This window comes from Nocardioides sp. Z43_10, assembly GCF_059766615.1.
In genome coordinates this window covers 125,911-146,765 of record NZ_JCBAJY010000001.1, presented here as the reverse complement: position 1 = coordinate 146,765, position 20,855 = coordinate 125,911, and the positions used below count along the sequence as shown (strand labels likewise).

19 protein-coding genes, 2 tRNA genes and 1 other RNA gene are annotated in these 20,855 nt (G+C 73.1%); 15 read left to right on the top strand and 7 right to left on the bottom strand.

What is annotated here, in order from left to right:
* Window positions 1–82: 82 nt before the first annotated feature.
* The 7 genes from AC6EI4_RS00755 to AC6EI4_RS00725 all read left to right on the top strand — a co-directional run bounded on the left by AC6EI4_RS00755 (window position 83) and on the right by AC6EI4_RS00725 (window position 6,645).
* Window positions 83–406 (top strand): WXG100 family type VII secretion target, encoded by a 324-nt coding sequence (locus AC6EI4_RS00755; RefSeq protein ID WP_498423535.1) that lies wholly within the window; start codon window positions 83–85, stop codon window positions 404–406.
* Between the two features lie 26 nt (window positions 407–432).
* Window positions 433–723: a WXG100 family type VII secretion target gene (locus AC6EI4_RS00750; RefSeq protein ID WP_498423536.1), complete on the top strand. Its 291-nt coding sequence runs from the start codon at window positions 433–435 to the stop codon at window positions 721–723.
* 69 nt (window positions 724–792) lie between these two features.
* Window positions 793–1,128: a hypothetical protein gene (locus AC6EI4_RS00745; RefSeq protein WP_498423537.1), complete on the top strand. Its 336-nt coding sequence runs from the start codon at window positions 793–795 to the stop codon at window positions 1,126–1,128.
* Between the two features lie 2 nt (window positions 1,129–1,130).
* Window positions 1,131–2,411 carry a hypothetical protein gene (locus AC6EI4_RS00740; protein ID WP_498423539.1) on the top strand — a complete coding sequence of 427 codons (1,281 nt, stop codon included), beginning with the start codon at window positions 1,131–1,133 and terminating at the stop codon, window positions 2,409–2,411.
* Between the two features lie 166 nt (window positions 2,412–2,577).
* Window positions 2,578–3,933: a type VII secretion integral membrane protein EccD gene (gene eccD / locus AC6EI4_RS00735; protein ID WP_498423540.1), complete on the top strand. Its 1,356-nt coding sequence runs from the start codon at window positions 2,578–2,580 to the stop codon at window positions 3,931–3,933.
* Window position 3,934: 1 nt separating this feature from the next.
* The gene (gene eccB / locus AC6EI4_RS00730; protein WP_498423542.1) at window positions 3,935–5,356 is read left to right on the top strand and encodes a type VII secretion protein EccB; all 1,422 of its coding nucleotides are present in this window, start codon (window positions 3,935–3,937) and stop codon (window positions 5,354–5,356) included.
* Window positions 5,353–6,645, top strand: a complete 1,293-nt coding sequence (locus tag AC6EI4_RS00725) for a S8 family serine peptidase (protein ID WP_498423543.1) — start codon at window positions 5,353–5,355, stop codon at window positions 6,643–6,645. Before eccB ends, AC6EI4_RS00725 begins: the two co-directional genes overlap by 4 nt.
* A gap of 30 nt (window positions 6,646–6,675) precedes the next feature.
* On the opposite strand, the gene AC6EI4_RS00720 is transcribed toward AC6EI4_RS00725, so the two are convergent.
* The 3 genes from AC6EI4_RS00720 to AC6EI4_RS00710 form a co-directional block, all read right to left on the bottom strand.
* Window positions 6,676–7,707, bottom strand: coding sequence for an ECF transporter S component (locus AC6EI4_RS00720; RefSeq protein ID WP_498450269.1), 1,032 nt, complete (start codon window positions 7,705–7,707; stop codon window positions 6,676–6,678).
* 282 nt (window positions 7,708–7,989) lie between these two features.
* A complete protein-coding gene (locus AC6EI4_RS00715; protein WP_498423546.1) occupies window positions 7,990–8,688 on the bottom strand; it encodes a hypothetical protein in 699 nt (232 codons plus the stop codon).
* An 81-nt stretch (window positions 8,689–8,769) separates the two neighbouring features.
* Window positions 8,770–8,858, bottom strand: a tRNA-Ser gene (locus AC6EI4_RS00710).
* A gap of 96 nt (window positions 8,859–8,954) precedes the next feature.
* Here AC6EI4_RS00710 and ffs point away from each other — a divergent pair.
* From ffs to AC6EI4_RS00675, 7 genes are all read left to right on the top strand, one after another.
* Window positions 8,955–9,045, top strand: an RNA gene (ffs, locus tag AC6EI4_RS00705) — signal recognition particle sRNA small type.
* Between the two features lie 102 nt (window positions 9,046–9,147).
* Window positions 9,148–11,280, top strand: coding sequence for a DNA polymerase III subunit gamma and tau (locus tag AC6EI4_RS00700; RefSeq protein ID WP_498450268.1), 2,133 nt, complete (start codon window positions 9,148–9,150; stop codon window positions 11,278–11,280).
* A gap of 82 nt (window positions 11,281–11,362) precedes the next feature.
* Window positions 11,363–11,752, top strand: coding sequence for a YbaB/EbfC family nucleoid-associated protein (locus AC6EI4_RS00695; RefSeq protein WP_498423548.1), 390 nt, complete (start codon window positions 11,363–11,365; stop codon window positions 11,750–11,752).
* An 8-nt stretch (window positions 11,753–11,760) separates the two neighbouring features.
* The gene (gene recR / locus AC6EI4_RS00690; protein WP_498423549.1) at window positions 11,761–12,360 is read left to right on the top strand and encodes a recombination mediator RecR; all 600 of its coding nucleotides are present in this window, start codon (window positions 11,761–11,763) and stop codon (window positions 12,358–12,360) included.
* On the top strand, window positions 12,353–13,057 hold the full coding sequence (locus tag AC6EI4_RS00685; RefSeq protein WP_498423551.1) for a DUF5063 domain-containing protein: 705 nt from the start codon (window positions 12,353–12,355) through the stop codon (window positions 13,055–13,057). The genes recR and AC6EI4_RS00685 overlap by 8 nt, the downstream gene beginning before the upstream one ends.
* Before the next feature lie 109 nt (window positions 13,058–13,166).
* A complete protein-coding gene (locus AC6EI4_RS00680) occupies window positions 13,167–14,438 on the top strand; it encodes an aspartate kinase (protein WP_498423552.1) in 1,272 nt (423 codons plus the stop codon).
* On the top strand, window positions 14,435–15,466 hold the full coding sequence (locus AC6EI4_RS00675) for an aspartate-semialdehyde dehydrogenase (protein WP_498423553.1): 1,032 nt from the start codon (window positions 14,435–14,437) through the stop codon (window positions 15,464–15,466). Before AC6EI4_RS00680 ends, AC6EI4_RS00675 begins: the two co-directional genes overlap by 4 nt.
* A 186-nt stretch (window positions 15,467–15,652) precedes the next feature.
* On the opposite strand, the gene AC6EI4_RS00670 is transcribed toward AC6EI4_RS00675, so the two are convergent.
* The 3 genes from AC6EI4_RS00670 to AC6EI4_RS00660 all read right to left on the bottom strand — a co-directional run bounded on the left by AC6EI4_RS00670 (window position 15,653) and on the right by AC6EI4_RS00660 (window position 17,947).
* Window positions 15,653–16,756, bottom strand: coding sequence for a hypothetical protein (locus AC6EI4_RS00670; RefSeq protein ID WP_498450267.1), 1,104 nt, complete (start codon window positions 16,754–16,756; stop codon window positions 15,653–15,655).
* Between the two features lie 101 nt (window positions 16,757–16,857).
* Window positions 16,858–16,931: transfer RNA gene (locus AC6EI4_RS00665), tRNA-Pro, on the bottom strand.
* Window positions 16,932–17,002: 71 nt separating this feature from the next.
* Window positions 17,003–17,947 (bottom strand): metallophosphoesterase, encoded by a 945-nt coding sequence (locus AC6EI4_RS00660; RefSeq protein WP_498423556.1) that lies wholly within the window; start codon window positions 17,945–17,947, stop codon window positions 17,003–17,005.
* A 26-nt stretch (window positions 17,948–17,973) separates the two neighbouring features.
* On the opposite strand from AC6EI4_RS00660, the gene AC6EI4_RS00655 reads away from it, so the two are divergent.
* On the top strand, window positions 17,974–18,432 hold the full coding sequence (locus AC6EI4_RS00655) for a GatB/YqeY domain-containing protein (RefSeq protein ID WP_498423557.1): 459 nt from the start codon (window positions 17,974–17,976) through the stop codon (window positions 18,430–18,432).
* Between the two features lie 41 nt (window positions 18,433–18,473).
* Here AC6EI4_RS00655 and AC6EI4_RS00650 read toward each other — a convergent pair whose 3' ends face one another.
* Window positions 18,474–20,720: a transglycosylase domain-containing protein gene (locus tag AC6EI4_RS00650; protein ID WP_498450266.1), complete on the bottom strand. Its 2,247-nt coding sequence runs from the start codon at window positions 20,718–20,720 to the stop codon at window positions 18,474–18,476.
* Window positions 20,721–20,855 lie beyond the last annotated feature (135 nt).

Below are 20,855 nucleotides of genomic sequence, written 5' to 3'. Positions count from 1 at the left end.
AGCGGCCCGATCGACGCGGTGCCGGCGGGCACCACCCAACGATCTCGAGCGGCGGTGGCGTCGCGGGGGAAGGAGTCAGGCCATGTCTGACAACACAGGACTCAGCCAGGGAGAGAAGGCCCTCTCCAAGGCCGCCGACGCGGTCTCTCGGGCACGCAGCGACCTCGCCTCGCGTCAGTCGCGTCTGCAGTCGGAGATCGACGAGCTGCGCACGAAGTGGGGCGGCGCCGGGGCCAACGCCTTCCAGACGCTGAACACGGCGTGGCAGGAGAAGCAGACCCGGATCACCAACGCGCTCAACGAGTTCGAGCGCTCCCTGGTCGACACCGAGAAGGACAACGTCAACACCGACCAGGCCGCCAGCGACGACATCGCTCGACGCAACGCGCGTCTCAACGCCATCTGACCTGCTCGAGACCAGGAGACTTCGACATGAACAACGGTGGACTCAACGTCAACCACGGCGCGCTCGACAACGCCTCGCAGGACCTGATCGCGGCCGCCCGCTCCATCGAGGCCCGGTTGAACACGCTCGAGGACGAGCTTCGTCCGCTGCGCAGCGACTGGACGGGTGCGGCGAAGACTGCCTACGACTCCGCGAAGTCCAAGTGGGACTCCGCGATCAGCGAGATGATCCTGCTGCTCTCCGACACCGGCACCATGGTGAGCACGTCGAACGAGCAGTACCGCGCTGCGGACCAGCGCGGCGCCAACCGCTTCTGAGTGTCGTGACCTCGGTGGGGGGCGGCCGTCACGGCCGCGCCCCATCGACGGTTGTGGGGGGACGAGAACATGACTGACGACAACGAGACCCGGCTCGACGCGCCGACGGTGCTGCGGCTCTCCCGGCGCCTGACCAGCGCCTCCGACGCGCTGGCGAAGTCCAACTTCGAGGACCTCAACGTGCCCTGGACGGCCTTCGGCGACCTGCCCGCGGGGCACCGGCTGGCCAGGCTGCACGGGTGGGCGCACCAGCTCGCCGCCGAGGCGAACGCCGCGGACGTGACGAAGCTCAGCGAGTTCGGCACCGGGCTGAAGGCGTCGGTGGAATACCTGGACGAGGCCGATCGCGAGGCACGGCTGAACCTCGTCCGGATCGCCGAGGCCGAGCCGGACGGAGGCTGGTGACGATGGTGGGCCCCCAGGAGCAGGCCCTGCGCGACGCCGTCGCCGGCGCGAAACCCGACGCACTGCTGCGCGCCGCGCTGTCGTGGACCAAGTGCGCCGATGCGCTCGCCGTGGTCAACGTGGACCTCGCGGAAGCGACCAAGGGGCTGGACGCGCAGATGGGCCAGCACGTGCGTCGCGCCGCCCAGGATGCGTTCATCAACGCGGGCGGACACGTCGAGAGGCGGCGCCGGGAGCTGCGGATCGGGGCCATGGCCCTCGAGCGCGCCCAGCGCGCCCTGGCGAAGGCCGGGGCGGTGGCCGCCGGCCTGGAGAAGGAGCCCGGCCCCAAGGCTCCGCCCAAGCCCGACTACACCGGGCTGGACCCCGCCGAGCGGGCGGAGGCGGACAAGGTCCACGGCACCAAGCAGTCCTCCTACGAGGACGCCGTCGACTCGCGTGAGCAGCGTGCCGCCAAGGCGTTGGCCAAGCTCAGGACAGAGCTGGACGAGGCGGCCGACACCATGCAGCAGATCGCTCCGCGGCAGGCGCCCCGAGACGAGCCGCCCACCGGGGGCGGGGGGCGTCCGCCCGTGGGGCAGCCGCCAACCGCGTCCCCGCCACGCCACACGCCCCTTCCACCGCCGCCCGGCCCGCACCCGCCGACGCAATGGCCGCCCAACGAATGGCCGCCCACGCCGGTCGTGCAACCGCCGGTGATCGAGCCACCCACGGAGATCGTGCAGCCACCCACGGTGGTCGTGCCGCCCATCCCCGAGCCCACCGATCCCGGAGGCGGAGGCACCCAGGGAGCCACCCCGCCCTCCCCGTCCGCGGGCGGTGCCCCGTCGTCGCCCGCACCCCCGGGTGCGTCGCCCGTCCCCGGGGGCGCGTCGCCCGGGCAGACGGCGGGAGGCGTGGGCGGTGCGGTCGGCGGTGCCGTCGCCGGTGGGGCGGCTGCCTTCGGCGCTGCCGCCCGGGCGCCCGGCGCTGCCGGCGTCGCCGGGGCGCCCGGGCGAGCGATCGGCGCCAGTGGCCGCCCCGCTGCCCGCGGGACGCTCTCCCGCGCCGCGGGCGCCGCGGCCGGCGCTGGTGGTGCCCGCGGCGGTGCCGCGGGTGCCTCGCGCGGCGGCGCGGGCTCGCGCACGGCCGGCCGCTCCGGTGGGCGCGCAGGCGCGGCGGGAGCCGCGGGTACCGCAGGCGGCCGCGGTCGCGGCAAGGGCCGTCGCGCGGACGCGGACGGGTTCGAGGACGAGCAGGACTGGCTCGACGACGAGGGGGCCGCGCCCGGGGTGATCGACTGAGCGCCCGCGGCCGGTCCGCACCGCGAAGCCCGTCGCGGCTCGGTGCGGGCTGCGTCCTCGCAGGTCCGGCGCCGGGCCTGTGGCTGTGGGTAGCATGCGGGCGCGCCAGCCGCGGGAGGCACGGACCCGCCCGGCGCGCACCGGGTCCGACGATGGGGGAGTGGCGATGAGTCAGATGACCGCGAGCGCGTCGGGGCTGGTGCGGGTCACCGTCGCCTCCGGGACCCGCCGCGTCGACCTGGTGCTGCCCGCCGCGGTCCCCGTCGCCGAGCTCGTCCCCGAGCTGGCACGCAGCGTGGGACTGCTCGACCCCTCCACGGTGTACGGCGGCTACCGGGTCGTCGCCCAGGACGGCCGGGCGCTGGCCCCGGACGCCGGCCTCACCATGCAGGGCGTCCTGGACGGCGGGCTGCTCACCGTCTCCGCGGGCGTCGACGAGGAGCCCCCGCGGGTCTACGACGACGTCGTCGAGGCGATGGCCGACGTCGTGGAGCGTGACCTGCGCCCCTGGGAGCCGGCCGCGGGCCGCCGTACCGCGCTCTGGGCGGCCGCCCTGCTGCTCGCGCTGGGCGCCGTCGCGCTGCTGATGCAGACCGGCTCGCTGCTGGCGGGTGTGGCCGCGGCGGTCATCGCCGTGCTCCTCCTCAGCGGCGCGGTGGTCCTCTCCCGCGCGCAGGGCGAGCCGGAGGCCGCCGTCGCCCTGGCCACGATGGGGTCGGTCCACGCGGCGGTGTCCGGCCTGCTGCTCGCTCCGCAGGGCCCGTTCTTCGCGCTGCCGATCGCCTGCGCCGGCGGGGCGGCGCTGCTCGCCGGGCTGGTGGGGCTGGTGGGCCTCGGCGCGGGGCGGGCGCTGGTGCTGCCGCCGGTGGTGGTCGGCGCCATCGCGCTCGTCAGCGGGCTGTTGATCGACCTCCTGCCCGACGCGGACCCGACCGTGGTCTTCCCGGTGGCGCTGGTCCTCGTGGTGATCGCGGGCAGCATCTTCCCGTGGCTGGCGCTTGGGGTCACCGGCACCAGCGTCGAGCAGATCTACACGGTCGCGGACATCACCAACGATCCCGACGAGGTCGACCCGCGCCAGATCGGCGCGGACGCCCGGATCGCCCACGAGATCCTGGTGGCCGTCTCGGCGACCGTCGGGCTGCTGCTGGTGCTGATCGCCCCGCTCGCGGTCGCGCGTGGACTGTCCGGGACGCTACTGGCACTGTGCTGCTGCGTGGTCGTGATGCTCCGCACTCGTCAGTACCGGACCGGCTCGGAGGTCCTCGTAGGCCTGGTCTCCGGCATCGCCGGACTGATCAGCGTCGGTCTGTCGGTGCTGTGGCTGCAGCCCGACTGGCGGCCCACGGCTGCCGTGGTGCTCGCCGCCGCGGGCGGCGTGCTGCTCACGGTGACGCTGCTGCCCGGGACGCCCTCGGTGCGTCGCGGCCGGCTCGGCGACGTCGCCGAGACCATCGCCCTGCTCGCCCTGCTGCCCCTGCTCCTGCTGGCCGTCGGCGTCGTCGGCAGCATCGGCGGTTGAGGTGGCCACCAAGAGGGACCTGGTCGAGGCGCACGCGTTCAGCCGTCGACGACTGGTCACCGCGTTCGTCAGCGGCGCCCCGGGTGGGCGGGAGGTCGAGCCGACCAAGCCGGGCCGCACCCTCATCGGCGGCGTGGCCCTCGCGGTCCTGCTGCTGGCCGGTGCCGCGATCGGGGGCATCCTGGCCAACCGGCCCGCGGCCGACTGGCAGCAGCGGGGGCTGGTCATCGCGAAGGAGGACGGCACCAACTACGTGATCACCGACGACGCGGACCCGGTGCTGCACCCGGTCGTCAACAACACCTCGGCCAAGCTGATCCTCGGGGCCGACCTGGAGTCCAAGAGCGTCGCCCAGGAGTACATCGACGACGCCGAGACCGGGGACCTGCTCGGGATCCTGGGCGCGCCCACGCGCCTGCCGACGGCGGAGCGGCTGATCGACGACGGGTGGACCGCCTGCACCGCCGACGGCGCCGGCATCAGGCTCGATGTCTCCCAGTCGCCCGCGGTGAGCCCGTCGCAGGCCGAGTCCGCGGCGGTGGTCTCGACCCCGGACGGGCGCTACTTCCTGATCGCCTACGCCTCCGGGCGCCACTCCCCGGAGCCGAGCGCCTTCGCCTTCGGGCTCCCACAGGCCAAGCGCGACAGCCTGCTCGCCGCGATCGGGATGCCGCCGAGCACCGAGGCGGTGCCGGTCCCCGACGACTGGGTGACGCTCTTCCCGGCGGGGCCCGAGCTGACCCTGGGCAGCTTCACCGACCTGAGCCGGCTCGGGACGCCCTCGCCGGCCGCCCTGGAGCTCGAGGGCGGCGCCCGGGCGAGGGTGGGCGACGTGGTGGCCTTCGGGGACGAGCAGATCCTGGTCACCGACACCGGCCTGGTGAGCCTCACCCAGTTCGCCGCCCGCGTCTACGCGGTGCTGGCGGGGCAGCACTCCCCGGCGCAGGTGTCCGGCACGCCGCCGAACCGGGTACCGGAGAACTATCCGGACCAGTGGCCCGCGGCGGCCCTGACCCCCGAGAGCGGCGAGCTCTGCGCCCAGCTCGACACCGAGGCCGGCGCCGCGCCTCGGGTCCTGCTGGCAGGCGATCCCGGCGAGCGCGCCAGCGCCCTGGGCGACGCCGACCAGGACACGGGCCTGGGCCCGGCGGAGCACGAGGCCGTCGTGGCGGCGGGCCACGCGGCGTACTTCCTCTCCGGCGGCTTCGAGGACTCCGACTCCGGCACCCCGTTCGTGGTCGACGTCAAGGGGGTGCGCTACGAGCTGGTGGGGCCCGAGACCGCGACCCTGCTCGGGTACGGCAAGCACGCGGTGCGGGTGGTGCCCGACACCTGGAAGGACCTCTTCCGGTGTGGGGTGAACCTCTCCCAGGAGGACGCGATGCGACCGCCGGACGCCGAGGCCCGGAGCGCCTGCTCGTGAGGCGGCGCCCGGCCGGCACCCTGGCCGCGCTGGCGCTGGTCGCCGGCATGGCGGGGGCGCTGAGCCTCCCCGGGGTCGCGGGCCCGGCGGCTCCGGCAGCCGCCGCGGAGGGTGACCCGGTCTGCTCCGCCGACCCGGACCCGACCGACGGCGGACCCAGCCGGCTCGACTCGCCCAGTGCGCCGCTGGAGGCCCTGGGCATCGAGCGCGCGCACCAGCACGCGACCGGCCGGGGCATCTCGGTCGCGGTCCTCGACACCGGGGTCAGCTCCCCGCACGTCGAGGTCGTCGGTGAGCAGCCGGTCACCCCCGACGGCGGTGGCACCGAGATCCTCGACACCCACGGGACCCAGGTCGCGGGGTTGATCGCCGGACGGCGGGAGGGCGGGATGGGGACCGCGCCGGGCGCGAGCATCGTGTCGGTCAAGGTCCTCGACGGGTCGGCTTCCACGGTCGGCGACGACGCGAAGCAGCTGACGCCGCGCAGCGTGGAGCAGGGGCTGGCCTGGGTGGCCGACCGGGTCCAGCGCGCCGGCCGCGCCAACGAGATCGGCGTCGTGAACCTGTCGCTGTGGGTCGACCACAGCGCCGGCATCGCCCGGCAGGTGCGCCGGCTGCAGCGCCTCGGCGTGGTCGTGGTGGCCGCGGTCGGCAACCGGCCCACCGACGAGCAGGACCCGCTCTACGCCGCCTTCGCGGAGCAGGAGGACGACGAGGACGCCCGCCTCTACCCCGCGTCGTACGACGGGGTCCTCGGGGTCAGCACGAGCGTGGAGCCGGGCGAGGACCCGGCCGAGGTCGTGCTGCGCAGCTTCGTCACCGACGTCGCCGTGCCCAGCCGGCACGCCGTCACGACCGTCCCCGACGGGGGCATCTGCGTGGTCGAGGGGCCGGCGTCGTCCTGGGCGGCCGCTCAGGTCAGCGGGATAGTCGCGCTGCTGTTGGAGCACTACGACTGGAAGCGCAATCCCCGGCAGGTGGCCGAGCAGGCCGTGGCGCGGCTGCTGGCGACCGCCGACGGGGCCGAGGACGTGCGCAGCCCCTACACCGGTCGGGGAGTTGCCCGGCCCGTGGAGGCGCTCACCCGGCCGTTGCGCTTCGACGACTCGGGGGAGGTCGTCTCGACCGTCGACGTCGAGCAGTCAGAGGGCATCACCTCGGTCGGTCGTCCGGCCGGGGACGAGCTTGCCGGCGCTCGCCGGGACTTCCTGTGGTGGGGTGTGCTGGCCGGTGCGGCGCTGCTGCTCGCCCTGCTGCTGAAGCCGCTGTTCGCGCGCCTGCGGGGCTGACCCGCCGGTACGCCGGCGCACCGGGCAGGCTCAGTCCCCGTCCCGGGAGGGCGCGGTGACTCGCTCGCCCGGCTCGGGGGCCGGGGTGGGGTCCGTGGGGAGGTACGGCAGCGGCCAGGTGGGTCGCAGCGCGAGCGGGAGCACGGACACCGCGACCAGGGCCAGGAAGCCGCTGATCATCTTGTCCCCGAGCGAGGTCAGCAGGTTGGACAGGCCGACGGCCACCGGCAGGCTGGCGGTGAGCTCCAGCAACGTGCCGGTGCTGACGTCCTGGCCGTGGCCGGTGGAGCCGTCGAAGGCGAGCATGAGGATCGCCGTGGCCAGCAGGGAGCAGGCGAGGGCTACGCCGAGGTTCAGGCCGAGGAAGCGCGGCAGGGTCCGGCCCAGCCCCCAGCGCCGCACGCCGTACCCCCAGAGCAGGGCGCCGGTGGCGTTCACCAGGCCGAACGGCACCGAGGAGAGCCCGCTGCTGGCCACGGTGAGCACGTTGGTCGCTGCGCCCACGGCGGCGCCGGCCCACGGGCCGAGCGTCATCGCGGCCACGGCGGTACCTGCCGTGTCGAGGTACACGGGGAGGTTGAGGAAGTCCACCAGCACTCGGCCGATGACGTTGAGCATCAGGCAGGTGGCCACCAGCGCGAGCACCAGCCGAGCCTTCCGGCGAGGGGGTGGCTGGTCCTGTGCCGCCGGGACCGGGCCATGGGCGGGTACCGGGGCGGGGGCCGGCTCGAGGGGGACAGAGGGCTGGGTCGACCGGCTGCGCGCGATCCACCCGTCCACGCGCCCGTCTTCTGCGCCGAGGGCCAGGGCGATCTCACGCACCAGGGCCAGGTTGACCCGGGCACGCCCGGTCCGGAAGGCGTCGTACACCGTGGTGCGCGCCACCCGTGCCGCGTGCGGGGGGACGCCGCAGCTGAGCCGGTCCTGGCTGATCCGCCGGGCGATCTCGGCGTAGGAGGGCGCGCCGGCCTCCGTCCGCAGTGCCTGCAGCTGATCGGCGAGCAGGTCCCAGCAGGCCTCTCCCCGGGGACCGGGGGCCCTGCCTTCGACCTCGTCCGCCACGCGTTCCTCTCCTGTCCCCTCGACACGTCATGCCCCGTGCTGAGTCGGTCGGAGCAGGCTGACTGTACTTACCCCGCGGCCGTCGGGCCGGTTCGCCGCCGCGTGCCCCAGCCGCGCTCGCGGTCGGACTCGGCGCTGTTCGGGATTGTTCGGAGTGCTGCGACGGGCTGGAAACGGGGCGGCTGATCGGGATAGGAACGAGGTCACGCGTCTCGCGGGCCCGCGGGGGAGGCTCGCGAGACGTGCCTGCGCTCGGGCCTGGGCGCGGGCCTGGGCGCGGGCTCAGCGCTCGTCCGGCTCCAGGCCCCGCAGGCGGCCGTCGACCAGGCCGATGACAGGACCCTCGGTCGCGGCGACCTCGCCCAGCTCGTCGACCGCCCACAGCGGCAGGCCGTCGACCAGTGGGAAGGCGGCGGGCACCGTCCCGGTCTGCGACGAGGTGTCGACCGGTGTGGAGTCCGGCCCCGGCTCCGGATCGCTGAGGTAGGCGGCCCACTCGTCGGGGTCGATCAGGTACGTCGTCTCGGCGTCGTGGACGGCGCCGTCCACGACCCGTACGTACGCACCCTCGGGGCCGCGCGGGCCGTACTCGCCGTACTCGCTGTAGGCGCCCAGATGGGTGAGCAGCGCCTGCCACGCCTCCTCAGAGATCCAGACGCGTCGGACCTCGGGCTCCCCGGGGATCCAGTCGGCGTCGACCTGCTGCTTGAACCGCCGAGCCGCCGCGAGCTGAGCCTGGGCCCACCACTGGCGGGCCAGCTCCTCGGGCGAGCCGGACGTCACGCGGACCACCAGCTCGCCGGCGATGCGGCGCTGGTGGGGCCGGCGGTCCCCGGGGTGGCTCTCCGGGTCGAGGAACGACCACGCCAGGCGCAGGTCGGCGCCGGTGCGGGAGACCCGGTCCAACCGCAGGCTGAGCGGGGCGCCCGGGACGTCGACGACGCGGGCCGCCCGGCGCACGGCATCGGCGTGAGGACTCACGGCGGCCTCCCTCGGGCGGGAGCCGGAGAGCGACGCCGGCCCGACCTGGGGTCGGAGCCGGCGTCGGCGCTCTCGCGGCGGTGGCGGAGGATAGGGGATTCGAACCCCTGAGGGCTATTAACCCAACCCGCTTTCCAAGCGAGCGCCATAGGCCACTAGGCGAATCCTCCGCGCAGGAGCGTACCGTCCGCTGGCGACCGGGTGAAATCGGCCCCGACGGAGGCGGGCTTTGGTGACGCCGTCACCCGTCCCCTACACTCATGGCCAACCCCCCGTGTGGCGGCATCTCGCCCAACTCCCCCAGGGCCGGAAGGCAGCAAGGGTAAGTGAGCTCTGTCGGGTGCGCGGGGGGCCTTTTCGTTTTTCGGGGCGGGCCCCGGCCGTCGGTGGCGGCCCCCGTTCCACACCATGCCCGCTCCCGGGTGTCGGTTGTCGGTGCCGCTGGTTAGGGTTCAAGTCGTGGAGTCACCCCTCGCGCTGTACCGCCGCTACCGGCCCGAGACGTTCGCCGAGGTCATCGGCCAGGATCACGTCACGGAGCCGCTGCGCAACGCGCTCGCGAACAACCGGGTGAACCACGCCTACCTGTTCTCCGGGCCGCGCGGCTGCGGCAAGACCACCTCGGCGCGGATCCTCGCGCGGGCGCTCAACTGCGAGGCGGCTCCGACGCCCGACCCGTGCGGGACGTGTCGCAGCTGCGTCGACCTGGCCCGTGGCGGCCCCGGCTCGATCGACGTGATCGAGATCGACGCGGCCTCCCACGGCGGCGTCGACGACGCGCGCGACCTGCGGGAGAAGGCGTTCTTCGCCCCCGTGCACAGCCGCTACAAGGTCTACATCATCGACGAGGCCCACATGGTGACCACGCAGGGCTTCAACGCCCTGCTGAAGCTCGTCGAGGAGCCCCCGCCCCACCTGCGCTTCATCTTCGCCACCACCGAGCCCGACAAGGTGCTGCCGACGATCCGCTCGCGCACCCACCACTACCCCTTCCGGCTGATCCCGCCGCGGCTGCTGTCCTCCTACCTCTCCGAGCTGTGCCAGAAGGAGGGGGTGGCGATCGAGCAGGCCGCCCTGCCGCTGGTGGTGCGCGCCGGGGCCGGCTCGGCGCGCGACACGCTGTCGGTGCTCGACCAGCTGCTCGGCGGCGCCGGTCCCGAGGGCGTCACCTACGCGCTGGCCACCGGTCTGCTCGGCTACACCCCCGACTCCCTGCTCGACGAGGTGCTCGACGCCTTCGCGGCCGGGGACGGCGGCTCGGTCTTCGGGGTGGTCGACAAGGTGATCGAGACCGGGCAGGACCCGCGGCGCTTCACCGAGGACCTGCTGCGCCGCCTGCGCGACCTGGTGATCGTGGCCGCGGTGCCGGACGCGCCCGCGACCGGACTGATCGACGTCTCCGAGGACCAGGCCGAGCGGCTGGTGGCGCAGGCGGCCCGCTTCGGCGCGGTCGAGCTGAGCCGGGCCGCCGACATCGTGGCCGCGGGGCTGACCGAGATGCGCGGCGCCACCGCGCCGCGGCTGCTGCTCGAGCTCATCTGCGCGCGGGTGCTGCTGCCCGGTGCCGACGACTCCACCGACGGTCTGCTGGCGCGCCTGGACCGGATCGAGAAGCGCATCGCGATCAGCGGAGGCGCCCCGTCCGCCCCGATCGCGCACATCCCCGCGGCGCAGGTGCCCCGGCCCGCCGCGGCCCCCGCCGCCGCGCCGTCACCCGCTCCTGCGCCTGCACCTGCACCCGCTCAGCCGGCCGCGTCCGCCCCGCCTGCGCCGAGCGCGTGGGAGACGGCCCAGCCGCCCGTGCAGCCGCAGTCGGCCCAGTCCCAGCCGGCCCAGTCGCAGCCGGCCGCATCGCGGCCGCACTCGGCCCCGCCGCCGTCGGCCACGCCGGAGCCGGCCCCGCCGCAGCACGCCCAGCCCGAGCCGGCCCCGGTCCAGGAGCAGCCCGACGCTCCGCGTGGCGGCCTCGGCCTCGTGGACGTACGACGGTTGTGGCCCGACATCGTCGAGGCCACCAAGCAGCGCCGGCGGGTGACCTGGATCCACCTCACCCAGCACGCCCAGGTGATGGGGGCCGACGACAAGACGCTCACCCTGGGGTTCGCCAACGCCGGCGCCCGCGACTCGTTCGCCAACGGCGGCAGCGCCGAGATCGTCCGCCAGGCCGCGATCGACGTCGTGGGCGTGGACTGGAAGGTGGACGCGATCGTCGCGCCCGGTGCCCGGCCCGGGGAGGCGGCCCCCTCGGCGCCCGCCGCCCGGCCGGCCGCGCCCGGAGAGCAGCCCGCGCAGCCGGCCCCCGAGCCGCCGCCGTACGACGGGCCCGAGCCGCCGGACGACGCGCCCGCACCGGAGTCCGCGGCGCCCGCGCCCGCCGCGCCGGAGCGCACCGACCCGCGCTCGATCGCGGCGGCGCGCGAGGCGATCCAACAGACCCGGGTGGCCGGCCAGAGTGACGCGCCGGATCGCTACGCCGCCGACGCCGACGCCAGCCGCGACGACCTCGACGTGGACACCGACGGGCTCGTCGGGGCCGAGCTGCTCCAGCGCGAGCTCGGCGCCCAGGTGATCGAGGAGATCCCCCGCCAGTGACGAAGGCGGCCGCGGCGCCGCCGACCGGCCGCCGTACCGCCCAGACCAGCAGCTCCCGCAACCATTCGCAGAGGTGATTCGCATGACCCAGAACCCGTTCGACGCGCTCGGCGCAGGCGGCTTCGACATGAACGCGCTGCTCCAGCAGGCCCAGCAGATGCAGGCCCAGCTCGAGAGCGCGCAGCAGGAGCTGGCCAGCTCCACGATCGAGGGCACGGTCGCCGGCGGTGCCGTCACCGTGGTCGTCAACGGCGTCGGCGAGCTGCAGGGGGTCTCCATCAAGGCCGGCGGGTTCGACGGCAGCGACGCCGACGACCTCACCGACCTCGGCGACATGATCGTGGCCGCCTACCGCGACGCGAAGTCGAAGGCCGACGCGCTCGCCGGTGAGAAGCTGGGCCCGCTCTCCGGGGGCCTGGGCGGCGCGGACGACGTGGGGCCGGGCGGCTTCCCGGGCCAGCTCGGCTCGTAGGTCACGCCTTGTACGAAGGGATCGTCCAGGACCTGATCGACGAGCTCGGCCGGCTGCCGGGCGTGGGTCCCAAGAGCGCGCAGCGGATCGCCTTCCACCTGCTCCAGGCGGACCCGGTCGACGTTCGCCGTCTGGCGGACGTGCTGATCGAGGTCAAGCAGCGGGTGAAGTTCTGCAGCGTGTGCTTCAACGTCTCCGAGGATGAGAAGTGCCGCATCTGCCGTGACCCACGCCGCGACCCGGTGGTCATCTGCGTCGTCGAGGAGTACAAGGACGTCGTAGCGATCGAGCGCACGCGCGAGTTCCGCGGTCGCTACCACGTCCTGGGCGGGGCCATCTCGCCGATCGACGGGATCGGTCCCGAGCAGCTGAGGATCCGCGAGCTGATGATGCGTCTGGCCGACGGCACGGTCACCGAGGTCATCCTCGCCACCGATCCGAACCTCGAGGGAGAGGCGACCGCGACGTACCTGACGCGAATGCTCAAGCCATTGGGGTTGCGCGTGACGCGTCTGGCGAGTGGACTGCCGGTAGGGGGTGACCTCGAGTACGCGGACGAGATCACGCTCGGCCGAGCTTTCGCAGGGAGGCGATCCGCCGATGACTGAGCCCACACACGATGAGATGACGGGGGTGCAGCTCGACCCCACCGTCGAGCTCGAGGCCGCGGTCGCTGCGGTGCTCTCCCCGACGGGGAGCCCCGACCTCCCGGTCCAAGGCGAGCTGGACTCCCAGACCGAGGAGTTCGCCAGCCAGATCGCCGACCAGATCGAGAGCTTCCTGCTCGCCCTCCAGGCGATCGCGCGCGAGGCCGACGTCAGCCGAGGCATCTCCCTGCTGCTGCTCGAGGTCTCGCAGGTGCTGCTGGCCGGCGCGCGGCTCGGCGTGCAGCGCGACTTCACGCCCGCCGAGGAGTACCAGCCCGACGCCGGACCCGACCCGGACCTCGACGAGATGCGCCTGCGCCTGGCCACCATGCTCGACGGGGTCGACATGTACTCCGAGGTCTTCGACACCTACGGCGAGCCCGAGGTCGTCTCCTCGTCGCTCTCCGACGACCTGACCAGCGTCGCGGCCTCCCTCGCGCACGGACTGCGCCACCTGCGCGCGGGGCGGATCCAGGAGGCGCTGTGGTGGTGGCAGTTCTCCTACGTCGCGAGCTGGGGCAACGAGGCCGGCGGCGTCCTGCGGGCCCTGCAGTCGATCGTGGCGCACGACCGGCTCGATGCGGAGTTCGTCGTCGACCAGGAGCAGGTTGCCGCCGCGAATGAGATGCTGGAGTCGGTCGAGCAGGCCCCCCGGTAGACTCGTCCGCGGTCGCCGCGCAGCATGGCGTGGCCCTGCGGCCGGTCCCTGTCGGGGCCTCGAGGGTGCGCGGCCGTTCGACGCAACCGAACCCCAAGAGGTACCAGCCGTGGGCATTGTCGTGCAGAAGTACGGCGGCTCGTCCGTTGCCGACGCGACCGGCATCAAGCGAGTCGCACAGCGCATCGTGGCGACCCGCAAGGCCGGCCACGACGTCGTCGTGGTCGTCTCCGCGATGGGCGACACCACCGACGACCTGCGTGACCTGGCTCAGCAGGTCACGCCGCTCCCGCCGCCGCGCGAGCTGGACATGCTGCTGACCGCCGGTGAGCGGATCTCGATGGCGCTGGTGGCGATGGCCATCGCTCAGCTCGGGCACAAGGCGCAGTCGTTCACGGGCTCCCAGGCCGGAGTGATCACCGACTCGGTGCACGGCAAGGCGAAGATCATCGACATCACGCCGGGCCGCATCGAGAAGGCCATCAACGAGGGCGCGATCGCGATCGTCGCCGGTTTCCAGGGCGTCAGCCAGAGCACCAAGGACGTGACGACGCTCGGGCGCGGTGCCTCCGACACCACCGCCGTCGCGCTCGCCGCGGCGCTCGGCGCGGACGTGTGCGAGATCTACAGCGACGTGGACGGCGTCTTCACCGCCGACCCGCGCATCGTGCCCGCGGCCCGCAAGCTCGACCGGCTCTCCACCGAGGAGATGCTGGAGATGGCCGCCTCCGGCGCCAAGATCCTCCACCTGCGGTGCGTCGAGTACGCCCGCCGCTACGACATGCCGATCCACGTGCGTTCCTCCTTCAGCCAGAAGGAAGGCACCTGGATCGTGCCCGACAACTCCCAGGGAGCTCAGATGGAACAGGCGATCATCGCCGGCGTCGCCCACGACCGCAGCGAGGCCAAGATCACCGTCGTCGGCGTCCCCGACAAGGTGGGCGAGGCCGCTCGGATCTTCGAGACGCTCTCCATGGCCGAGGTCAACATCGACATGGTGGTGCAGAACGTCTCGGCGGCGGCCACCGGTCGCACCGATATCTCCTTCACGCTGCCGCGCGAGGACGGGCAGAGCGCGATGAGCGCGCTGTCGCGGATCCAGCCGGAGGTCGGCTACGACAAGCTGCTCTTCGACGACCAGATCGGCAAGGTCTCGCTGATCGGCGCCGGCATGCGCTCCCACCCCGGCATCACCGCGAAGTTCTTCGCCTCGCTGGCCGCGGCCGGGGTCAACATCGAGATGATCTCCACCTCCGAGATCCGGATCTCGGTGATCATCGACGAGAACCAGATCGACACCGCCGTGCGGGCCACCCACTCGGCGTTCGACCTGGACGCCGAAGAGGTCGAGGCCGTGGTCTACGGCGGTACCGGGCGATGAGCGTGCGTCTCGGCGTCGTCGGCGCCACCGGCCAGGTGGGTGTGGCGATGCGCCAGATCCTCCTCGAGCGCGGCTTCGCGGCTGACGAGGTCCGGTTCTTCGCCTCCGCCCGATCCGCCGGCACCGTGCTCGCGTTCGGGGACCGCGACGTCACGGTCGAGGACGCCGCCACCGCCGACCCGAGCGGGCTCGACATCGCGCTGTTCTCGGCAGGTGCAACCACGTCGCGGGCGTTGGCGCCGAAGTTCGCCGAGGCCGGCGTCACCGTCGTCGACAACTCCTCGGCGTTCCGGATGGACCCCGACGTGCCGCTGGTCGTCTCCGAGGTGAACCCCGAGGCGATCTCCGAGGCGCGCAAGGGCATCATCGCGAACCCGAACTGCACCACGATGGCCGCGATGCCGGTCCTCAAGCCGCTGCACGACGAGGCCGGGCTGGTCCGGCTCATCGCCTCCACCTACCAGGCGGTCTCCGGCAGCGGCGTCGCCGGCGTCGACGAGCTCGCCACCCAGGTCCAGGCGGCCGGTGACAAGGCGCGCGAGCTCGCCTACGACGGTCAGGCCGTGGCCTTCCCGGAGCCGGTGAAGTACGCGCGCACCATCGCCTACAACGTCGTCCCGCTGGCCGGCTCGATCGTCGACGACGGCCTGAACGAGACCGACGAGGAGCAGAAGCTCCGCAACGAGTCCCGCAAGATCCTCGGGATCCCCGACCTGCGCGTCTCGGGCATCTGCGTGCGGGTGCCGGTCTTCACCGGCCACTCGCTGGCGATCAACGCCGAGTTCGCCCGGTCGATGACCGTCGAGCGGGCCCGCGAGCTGCTGGCCCACGCACCGGGCGTCGAGCTCTCCGAGATCCCCACGCCCCTGCAGGCGGCCGGCAACGACCCGTCGTACGTGGGCCGGCTGCGCCAGGACCCGGGCGTCGACGACGACCGCGGGCTCGCGCTGTTCATCAGCAACGACAACCTGCGCAAGGGCGCGGCCCTCAACACGGTCCAGATCGCCGAGCTCCTCGCCGCCCGCTGACGCGCGCCGCGCCGTCGCGCGCCGCCGCGCCGTCGCGCGCCGCCGCGCACGCCGCCACGCTCGCTTGTAACGCGGGGTTATGCCCACTACCGCAGTGAAATAACGCGGTGGCAGTGGGCATAACCCCGCGTTACATGGGGCTGCGGGGGTACGGCGCGGCGCGGCGCGCGGAGCGCGGGGCGCGCGTTAGGGGGTGGGGTCGGCGAAGGTGGTGGCGACCCATTGGGACAGGGCGAAGCAGAGCGCCGAGACCAGCGGGATGACGATCACCATCCACCAGGCGAAGAGCACCTCGATGAGGAACAGCAGGGCGATCACGGTGGTCAGGCCGATGGCCAGGAAGCTGGTGCTGCCCGGGTCCGAGACGTTCCAGGCCCGCAGCAGCGCTGCGCCGGCGTAGACCAGGACGATCAGGATCGCCAGCAGCAGCATCAGGCCTGGCTTGCCGCACGAGGACGTCCCGTAGACGGCCTCGCAGCCGCGCATCGACAGGGCGGTGAGCACGACCATCGCCAGTCCGACCAGCAGGCCGGTGACGACCGCAGCAGTCATCGCTCCCAGGGGCGGCAGGACGAAGGTGGGGTAGCTCCGGTCCAGGTCCTCGTCGGCCGCCTGGTCGGCTGCGGCACTGGGCTGCTCGAGGTCGGTGTCGTCCTCGCGGACGGCGTCGTCGGCGAACAGGGTGTCGAAGGCGGTGCTCACCGGGGCGGGGGCGAGCTCCGCGAGCTCCTCGGACGCGGCTGAGGGGGTGCCGGACGGGCCTCCCGGGCCAGAGCCCGGCGTCCGGGTCACCTGCGCCGGTGAGTCGTCGAGCACCACGGTCGGCTCGTCCGCGTCCTGTACCGGGGCAGCGAACACGATCGTGTCGTCGGTGACAGGGGCGGCGGGGTCCGCCACCTCTGCGCCCTCCGGCACGGTCTCGACCTCGACCTCGGGCACGGGCACGGTCTCAGCCTCGGTGCCGGGGCCAACGGCGGGCTCCGCCTCGGTGGTGGCGGGCACTACTGCGTCCGGGAGCGGCTCGGACACGGACACGGGCGCGCGCTCAGCCTCCGGCGCGGCCTCAGCCTCCAGCGCGGCCTCGACCTCCGACGCGCGCTCAGCCTCCGGCGCGGCCTCGACCTCCGGCGCGGCCTCAGCCTCCGGCGCGGGCCTCTCCGCACCCGCCGGAGCGTCAGGCTCGGGCGCGGTCGTCGCGGTGGAGTCGCGCTTGCGCTTCCTGCGCCGCAGGCCGAACGACGGCAGCTCCAGCGAGGACTCGTCGGGAGTGCCAGGGTCCTTCTCAGCCATGGCGGGCAGTCTGCCAGAGAAGGGGGCAGCGGAGTGCCGGACCGACCAGACGTCCCGTAACGCGATCAGGCCGGACCCTGGGGGTCCGGCCTGATCAAACGTCGGGCTGACAGGATTTGAACCTGCGGCCTCCTCGTCCCGAACGAGGCGCGCTACCAAGCTGCGCCACAGCCCGATCGTGGGCACTGGTCCCACGGCACGGGTGAGCATACCGGAGGCAGTCGGGTTCTCCCGCATCGGGTGGTCTCAGGCGGGGACCAGGGTCAGCAGCGTCGCCTCGGGGCGGCACGCGACCCGGACCCGGACGTAGGGATTCGTGCCGAGCCCGGCGCTGACGTGCAGCCAGCAGGAGCCGGGCTCGCCGGGGGAGGAGTCGGCCGGATGGCGGTGCAGGCCCTTGGCTCGCGCCGGCTCCAGGTCGCAGTTGGTGGTCAGCGCCCCGTAGAACGGCAGGCAGACCTGCCCGCCGTGCGTGTGCCCGGCGATGATCGCGTCGTAGCCGTCGCTGGCGAACTGGTCCAGCACCCGCAGGTACGGCGCATGGGCCACCGCCAGGCGCAGGTCGGCGTCCGGATCGGCCGGGCCGGCGACGCGGCGCAGGTCGTCGTAGCCCAGGTGCGGGTCGTCCACGCCGGCGAACGAGATCGTGGTGTCGCGCACCCGCAGCGACCCGAACCCGTTGGTCAGATCGAGCCAGCCGGCGTCGGTCCACGTCCTCTGCAGGTCCGGCCAGGGCAGCTGCGGGGTGTCGGTGCGGCGCTTGCCGTCGTCGGGCAGCAGGTAGCGCAGCGGGTTGCGGAAGCCGGGCGCGTAGTAGTCGTTGGAGCCGAACACGAACACCCCCGGAACGTCGGCGAGAGCGCCGAGCGCCTCGGTCACCGACGGCACCGCGCCGGGGTGCGCCAGGTTGTCGCCGGTGTTGATCACCAGGTCCGGCTCGAGGTCGGCCAGGCCGCGCAGCCACTCCTGCTTGCGCCGCTGCCCGGGAGTCATGTGGATGTCGGAGAGGTGCAGCACCCGCAGCGGCTCGTGCCCGGCGGGCAGCACCGGGAGACTCACCCGCCGCAGCGTGTACGCCCGGGCCTCACACACGCCGTACGCCGTGAGGGCGGCCCCGGCGAGCGCTCCGGCGCCGATCAGCCGGCCTGCGGCGCGGAGGGGGGAGCGGGGCAGGGAGCCGGGAAAATCCATGGCGCAAGGCTGCCACAATAGGTCCCATGAGTGCCCTCAAGGACCGACTGCGCGCAGACCTGACCACCGCCATCAAGGCCCGGGACGAGGTGCGCTCCTCCACCCTGCGGATGGTGCTGACCGCGATCACCAACGCCGAGGTGGCCGGCAAGGCGCACAAGGAGCTCAGCGACGAGGACGTCGTGAGCGTGCTGTCCAGCGAGGCCAAGAAGCGCCGCGAGGCGGCGACCGCGTTCGAGGAGGGCGGCCGCGCGGAGATGGCCGCCAAGGAGAAGGCGGAGGCCGCCGTGCTGGCCGACTACCTGCCCGCGCAGCTCGACGCCGACGAGATCACCCGGATCGTCACCGAGGCCGTCGCCCAGGTCGGCGCGGCCGGCGAGGGCATGAAGGCGATGGGCAAGGTGATGGGCGTGGTGCAGCCGCAGGTCAAGGGACGTGCGGACGGTGCGATGGTGGCCGCGGAGGTACGCCGCCAGCTCGGCTGAGCCGAACTGGAGCGGCGCCGCCGGCCGCGGCCGGCCGGGGCTCAGCCCCGGCCGCGACCACCGCCGCCGTTGCCGCCGCCGCCGCCATTGCCGCCGCCGCCACCGTTGCCGCCGCCCCCGCCGTTGCCGCCGCCGCCGCCGTTGCCGTTGCCACGGTCGCCGTCGTCATCGGGCTCGGGGCTCGGCGGCGCCGGGATGTAGGTGCTGCCGGCGCCCGGGACGGACCCGGGGTAGACGAAGTCCTCGTCGTCGAGCCACTGGGCGATGACCTTCATCGCGTTGCCCCACATCGGTCCTGCCGTGCCCGAACCGGACACGTCGTAGAGCGGGCTCCCGCCGACCATCTCGCCGGTGAGCTCCTGGGGGTGGCCGAACTCGTTGGCGCCGGCGATCATCGAGGCGGCGGCGAGGTTGGGGGTGTAGCCGACGAACCACACCGCGCGGTTCTCCTGGGTGGTGCCGGTCTTGCCGGCGGCGGGCTGCCCGAGCGCCTGCGCGGAGGCGAAGCCGCCCTCGATCACGCCGCGCAGCACGTCGTTGACGGCGTCCGCGGTGCTCTCCTCCATCACCCGGTTGCACTGGGCGGGGTACTTCTTCAGCGAGTGGCCCTCCGAGTCCTGGATCTCGCCGATCGGGCGGCTCTCGCAGTGCACGCCGCGTGCGGCGAACGTCGCGTAGGCCTCGGCCATCTCCAGGGGGCTCACGTCGGGGATGCCGAGGGTGAACGTGGGCACCCGCTCGGGCGAGCCCGGCTTCTTGCCGGTCGGGTTGTCGAGGTTGAGGCCCATGTCCCGGGCGAGCTTGAACGGCTTGCAGATCCCGGTCATCGCCTCGAGCTGGGCGTAGAAGGTGTTCACCGAGAGGCGGGTGCCGGTGTAGAGGTTCATCGTGCCCGAGCTGGTGGAGTTGCCCAACGTCCAGGAGCCGTACCCGTAGGGCTCCCCGTCACAGTCCTCGAAGCGGCTCTCGCTGATCGTGATGCTCTCCGGGGACGAGATGGTGGTCCCCAGCGAGATGCCCTGCTCGATCGCCGCGGCCAGCACGAACGCCTTGAACGTCGAGCCGCCCTGGAAGCCCTTGGAGTCGCCGTACTTCTGGTTCACCGCGTAGTTCAGGAACGTCTCGCCGGCGGCCTTGTTGCGGCCCATCGGGCGCGACTGCGAGACGGCCTTGACCGCGCCGGTGCCCGGCTCGACCATCGTCAGGCCGCCGATGGCCTGGTCGGTGGGGTAGACGGCGTCCTCGACCGAGGCGTCCGCAGCGTCCTGGTAGCGCTGGTCCAGGGTGGTGCGGATGGTGAGGCCGCCGGTGTAGAGCAGGTTGCGGCGGTCCTGCTCGGTCTTGCCGAGCGAGGGGTCCTTGAGCAGGTACTGCACGACGTAGTCGCAGAAGAACGGCGCGGTCGAGTTCACGCAGCCGTTCTTGGCGGTGACCGTGCGCAGGCCGAGCTTGGACGCCCGGGCCTTGGCGTGCTGCTCGGGGGTGATCACGTTGAGCTCGGCCATCCGGTCCAGCACCACGTTGCGTCGCGCCAGCGCCCGCGAGGGGGAGTTGGTCGGGTCGTAGCCGGTCGGGTTCTTCACCAGGCCGGCGAGCATCGCCGACTCCTTGATGTTGAGCTGCTTGGCGTTCTTGTCGAAGTAGTGCCGAGCGGCCGCCTGCACGCCGTAGGCGCCGTCGCCGAAGTAGGCGATGTTCAGGTAGCGCTCGAGGATCCAGTCCTTGCTGTAGTTCTCCTCGACCGCGATGGCGTAGCGAAGCTCGCGGAGCTTGCGCGCGTACGAGCGGTCCGTGGCCGCCTTGCGCTCCTCCTCGGTCTCCGCCTGCTGGACCAGCGTCAGCTTGACCATCTGCTGGGTGATCGACGAGCCACCCTGGACGACGCCGCTGGCGGCCTGGTTGGTCACCAGTGCGCGCAGTGTGCCCTTGAGGTCGAGGGCGCCGTGCTCGTAGAAGCGGTAGTCCTCGATCGCGACGATCGCCTGCACCATGTTCCGCGAGATCTGGTTGAGGGAGACGTTGACCCGGTTCTCGTCGTACAGGGTCGCCACGACCTTGTTGTTGGCGTCGAGGATGCGGGTGCGCTGGGGCAGCGCCTTGGTCTCCAGCTCGGCCGGCAGCGCGTCCATGCTGTTGGCGACGTCACGGGCGCCGAGCCCGACCACCCCCGCGAAGGGGATCATCAGGCCGGCGGCCACCACCCCCAGGACGACGGAGACAGCCGCCATCACCCCGAGGTGGGACAGGACTCGGGATGCGGTCAGGCGCTCGGGCGCAGGCGCGGACATGGCACCAATGTACGGGAGCCGCTGGCAACGTCGGCATCCATGACTAGGTGGGACTAGTCCGTTTGGACTATGGCAATTGGGTCAAAGGTGCCTCGCCTGAACCATCTCGGGGCCGTAGGGTCTCGCCCAGGGGAC

What these genes read in the sequence shown, in the direction of transcription:
- AC6EI4_RS00695 (WP_498423548.1), top strand. Translation starts at nt 11,363, where the DNA reads ATGACCCAGAACCCGTTCGACGCGCTCGGCGCAGGCGGCTTCGACATG.
- AC6EI4_RS00675 (WP_498423553.1), top strand. Translation starts at nt 14,435, where the DNA reads ATGAGCGTGCGTCTCGGCGTCGTCGGCGCCACCGGCCAGGTGGGTGTG.
- AC6EI4_RS00750 (WP_498423536.1), top strand. Translation starts at nt 433, where the DNA reads ATGAACAACGGTGGACTCAACGTCAACCACGGCGCGCTCGACAACGCC.
- AC6EI4_RS00655 (WP_498423557.1), top strand. Translation starts at nt 17,974, where the DNA reads ATGAGTGCCCTCAAGGACCGACTGCGCGCAGACCTGACCACCGCCATC.
- eccD (WP_498423540.1), top strand. Translation starts at nt 2,578, where the DNA reads ATGAGTCAGATGACCGCGAGCGCGTCGGGGCTGGTGCGGGTCACCGTC.
- AC6EI4_RS00650 (WP_498450266.1), bottom strand. Translation starts at nt 20,720, where the DNA reads ATGTCCGCGCCTGCGCCCGAGCGCCTGACCGCATCCCGAGTCCTGTCC.
- AC6EI4_RS00740 (WP_498423539.1), top strand. Translation starts at nt 1,131, where the DNA reads ATGGTGGGCCCCCAGGAGCAGGCCCTGCGCGACGCCGTCGCCGGCGCG.
- AC6EI4_RS00745 (WP_498423537.1), top strand. Translation starts at nt 793, where the DNA reads ATGACTGACGACAACGAGACCCGGCTCGACGCGCCGACGGTGCTGCGG.
- AC6EI4_RS00685 (WP_498423551.1), top strand. Translation starts at nt 12,353, where the DNA reads ATGACTGAGCCCACACACGATGAGATGACGGGGGTGCAGCTCGACCCC.
- AC6EI4_RS00755 (WP_498423535.1), top strand. Translation starts at nt 83, where the DNA reads ATGTCTGACAACACAGGACTCAGCCAGGGAGAGAAGGCCCTCTCCAAG.
- AC6EI4_RS00670 (WP_498450267.1), bottom strand. Translation starts at nt 16,756, where the DNA reads ATGGCTGAGAAGGACCCTGGCACTCCCGACGAGTCCTCGCTGGAGCTG.
- AC6EI4_RS00660 (WP_498423556.1), bottom strand. Translation starts at nt 17,947, where the DNA reads ATGGATTTTCCCGGCTCCCTGCCCCGCTCCCCCCTCCGCGCCGCAGGC.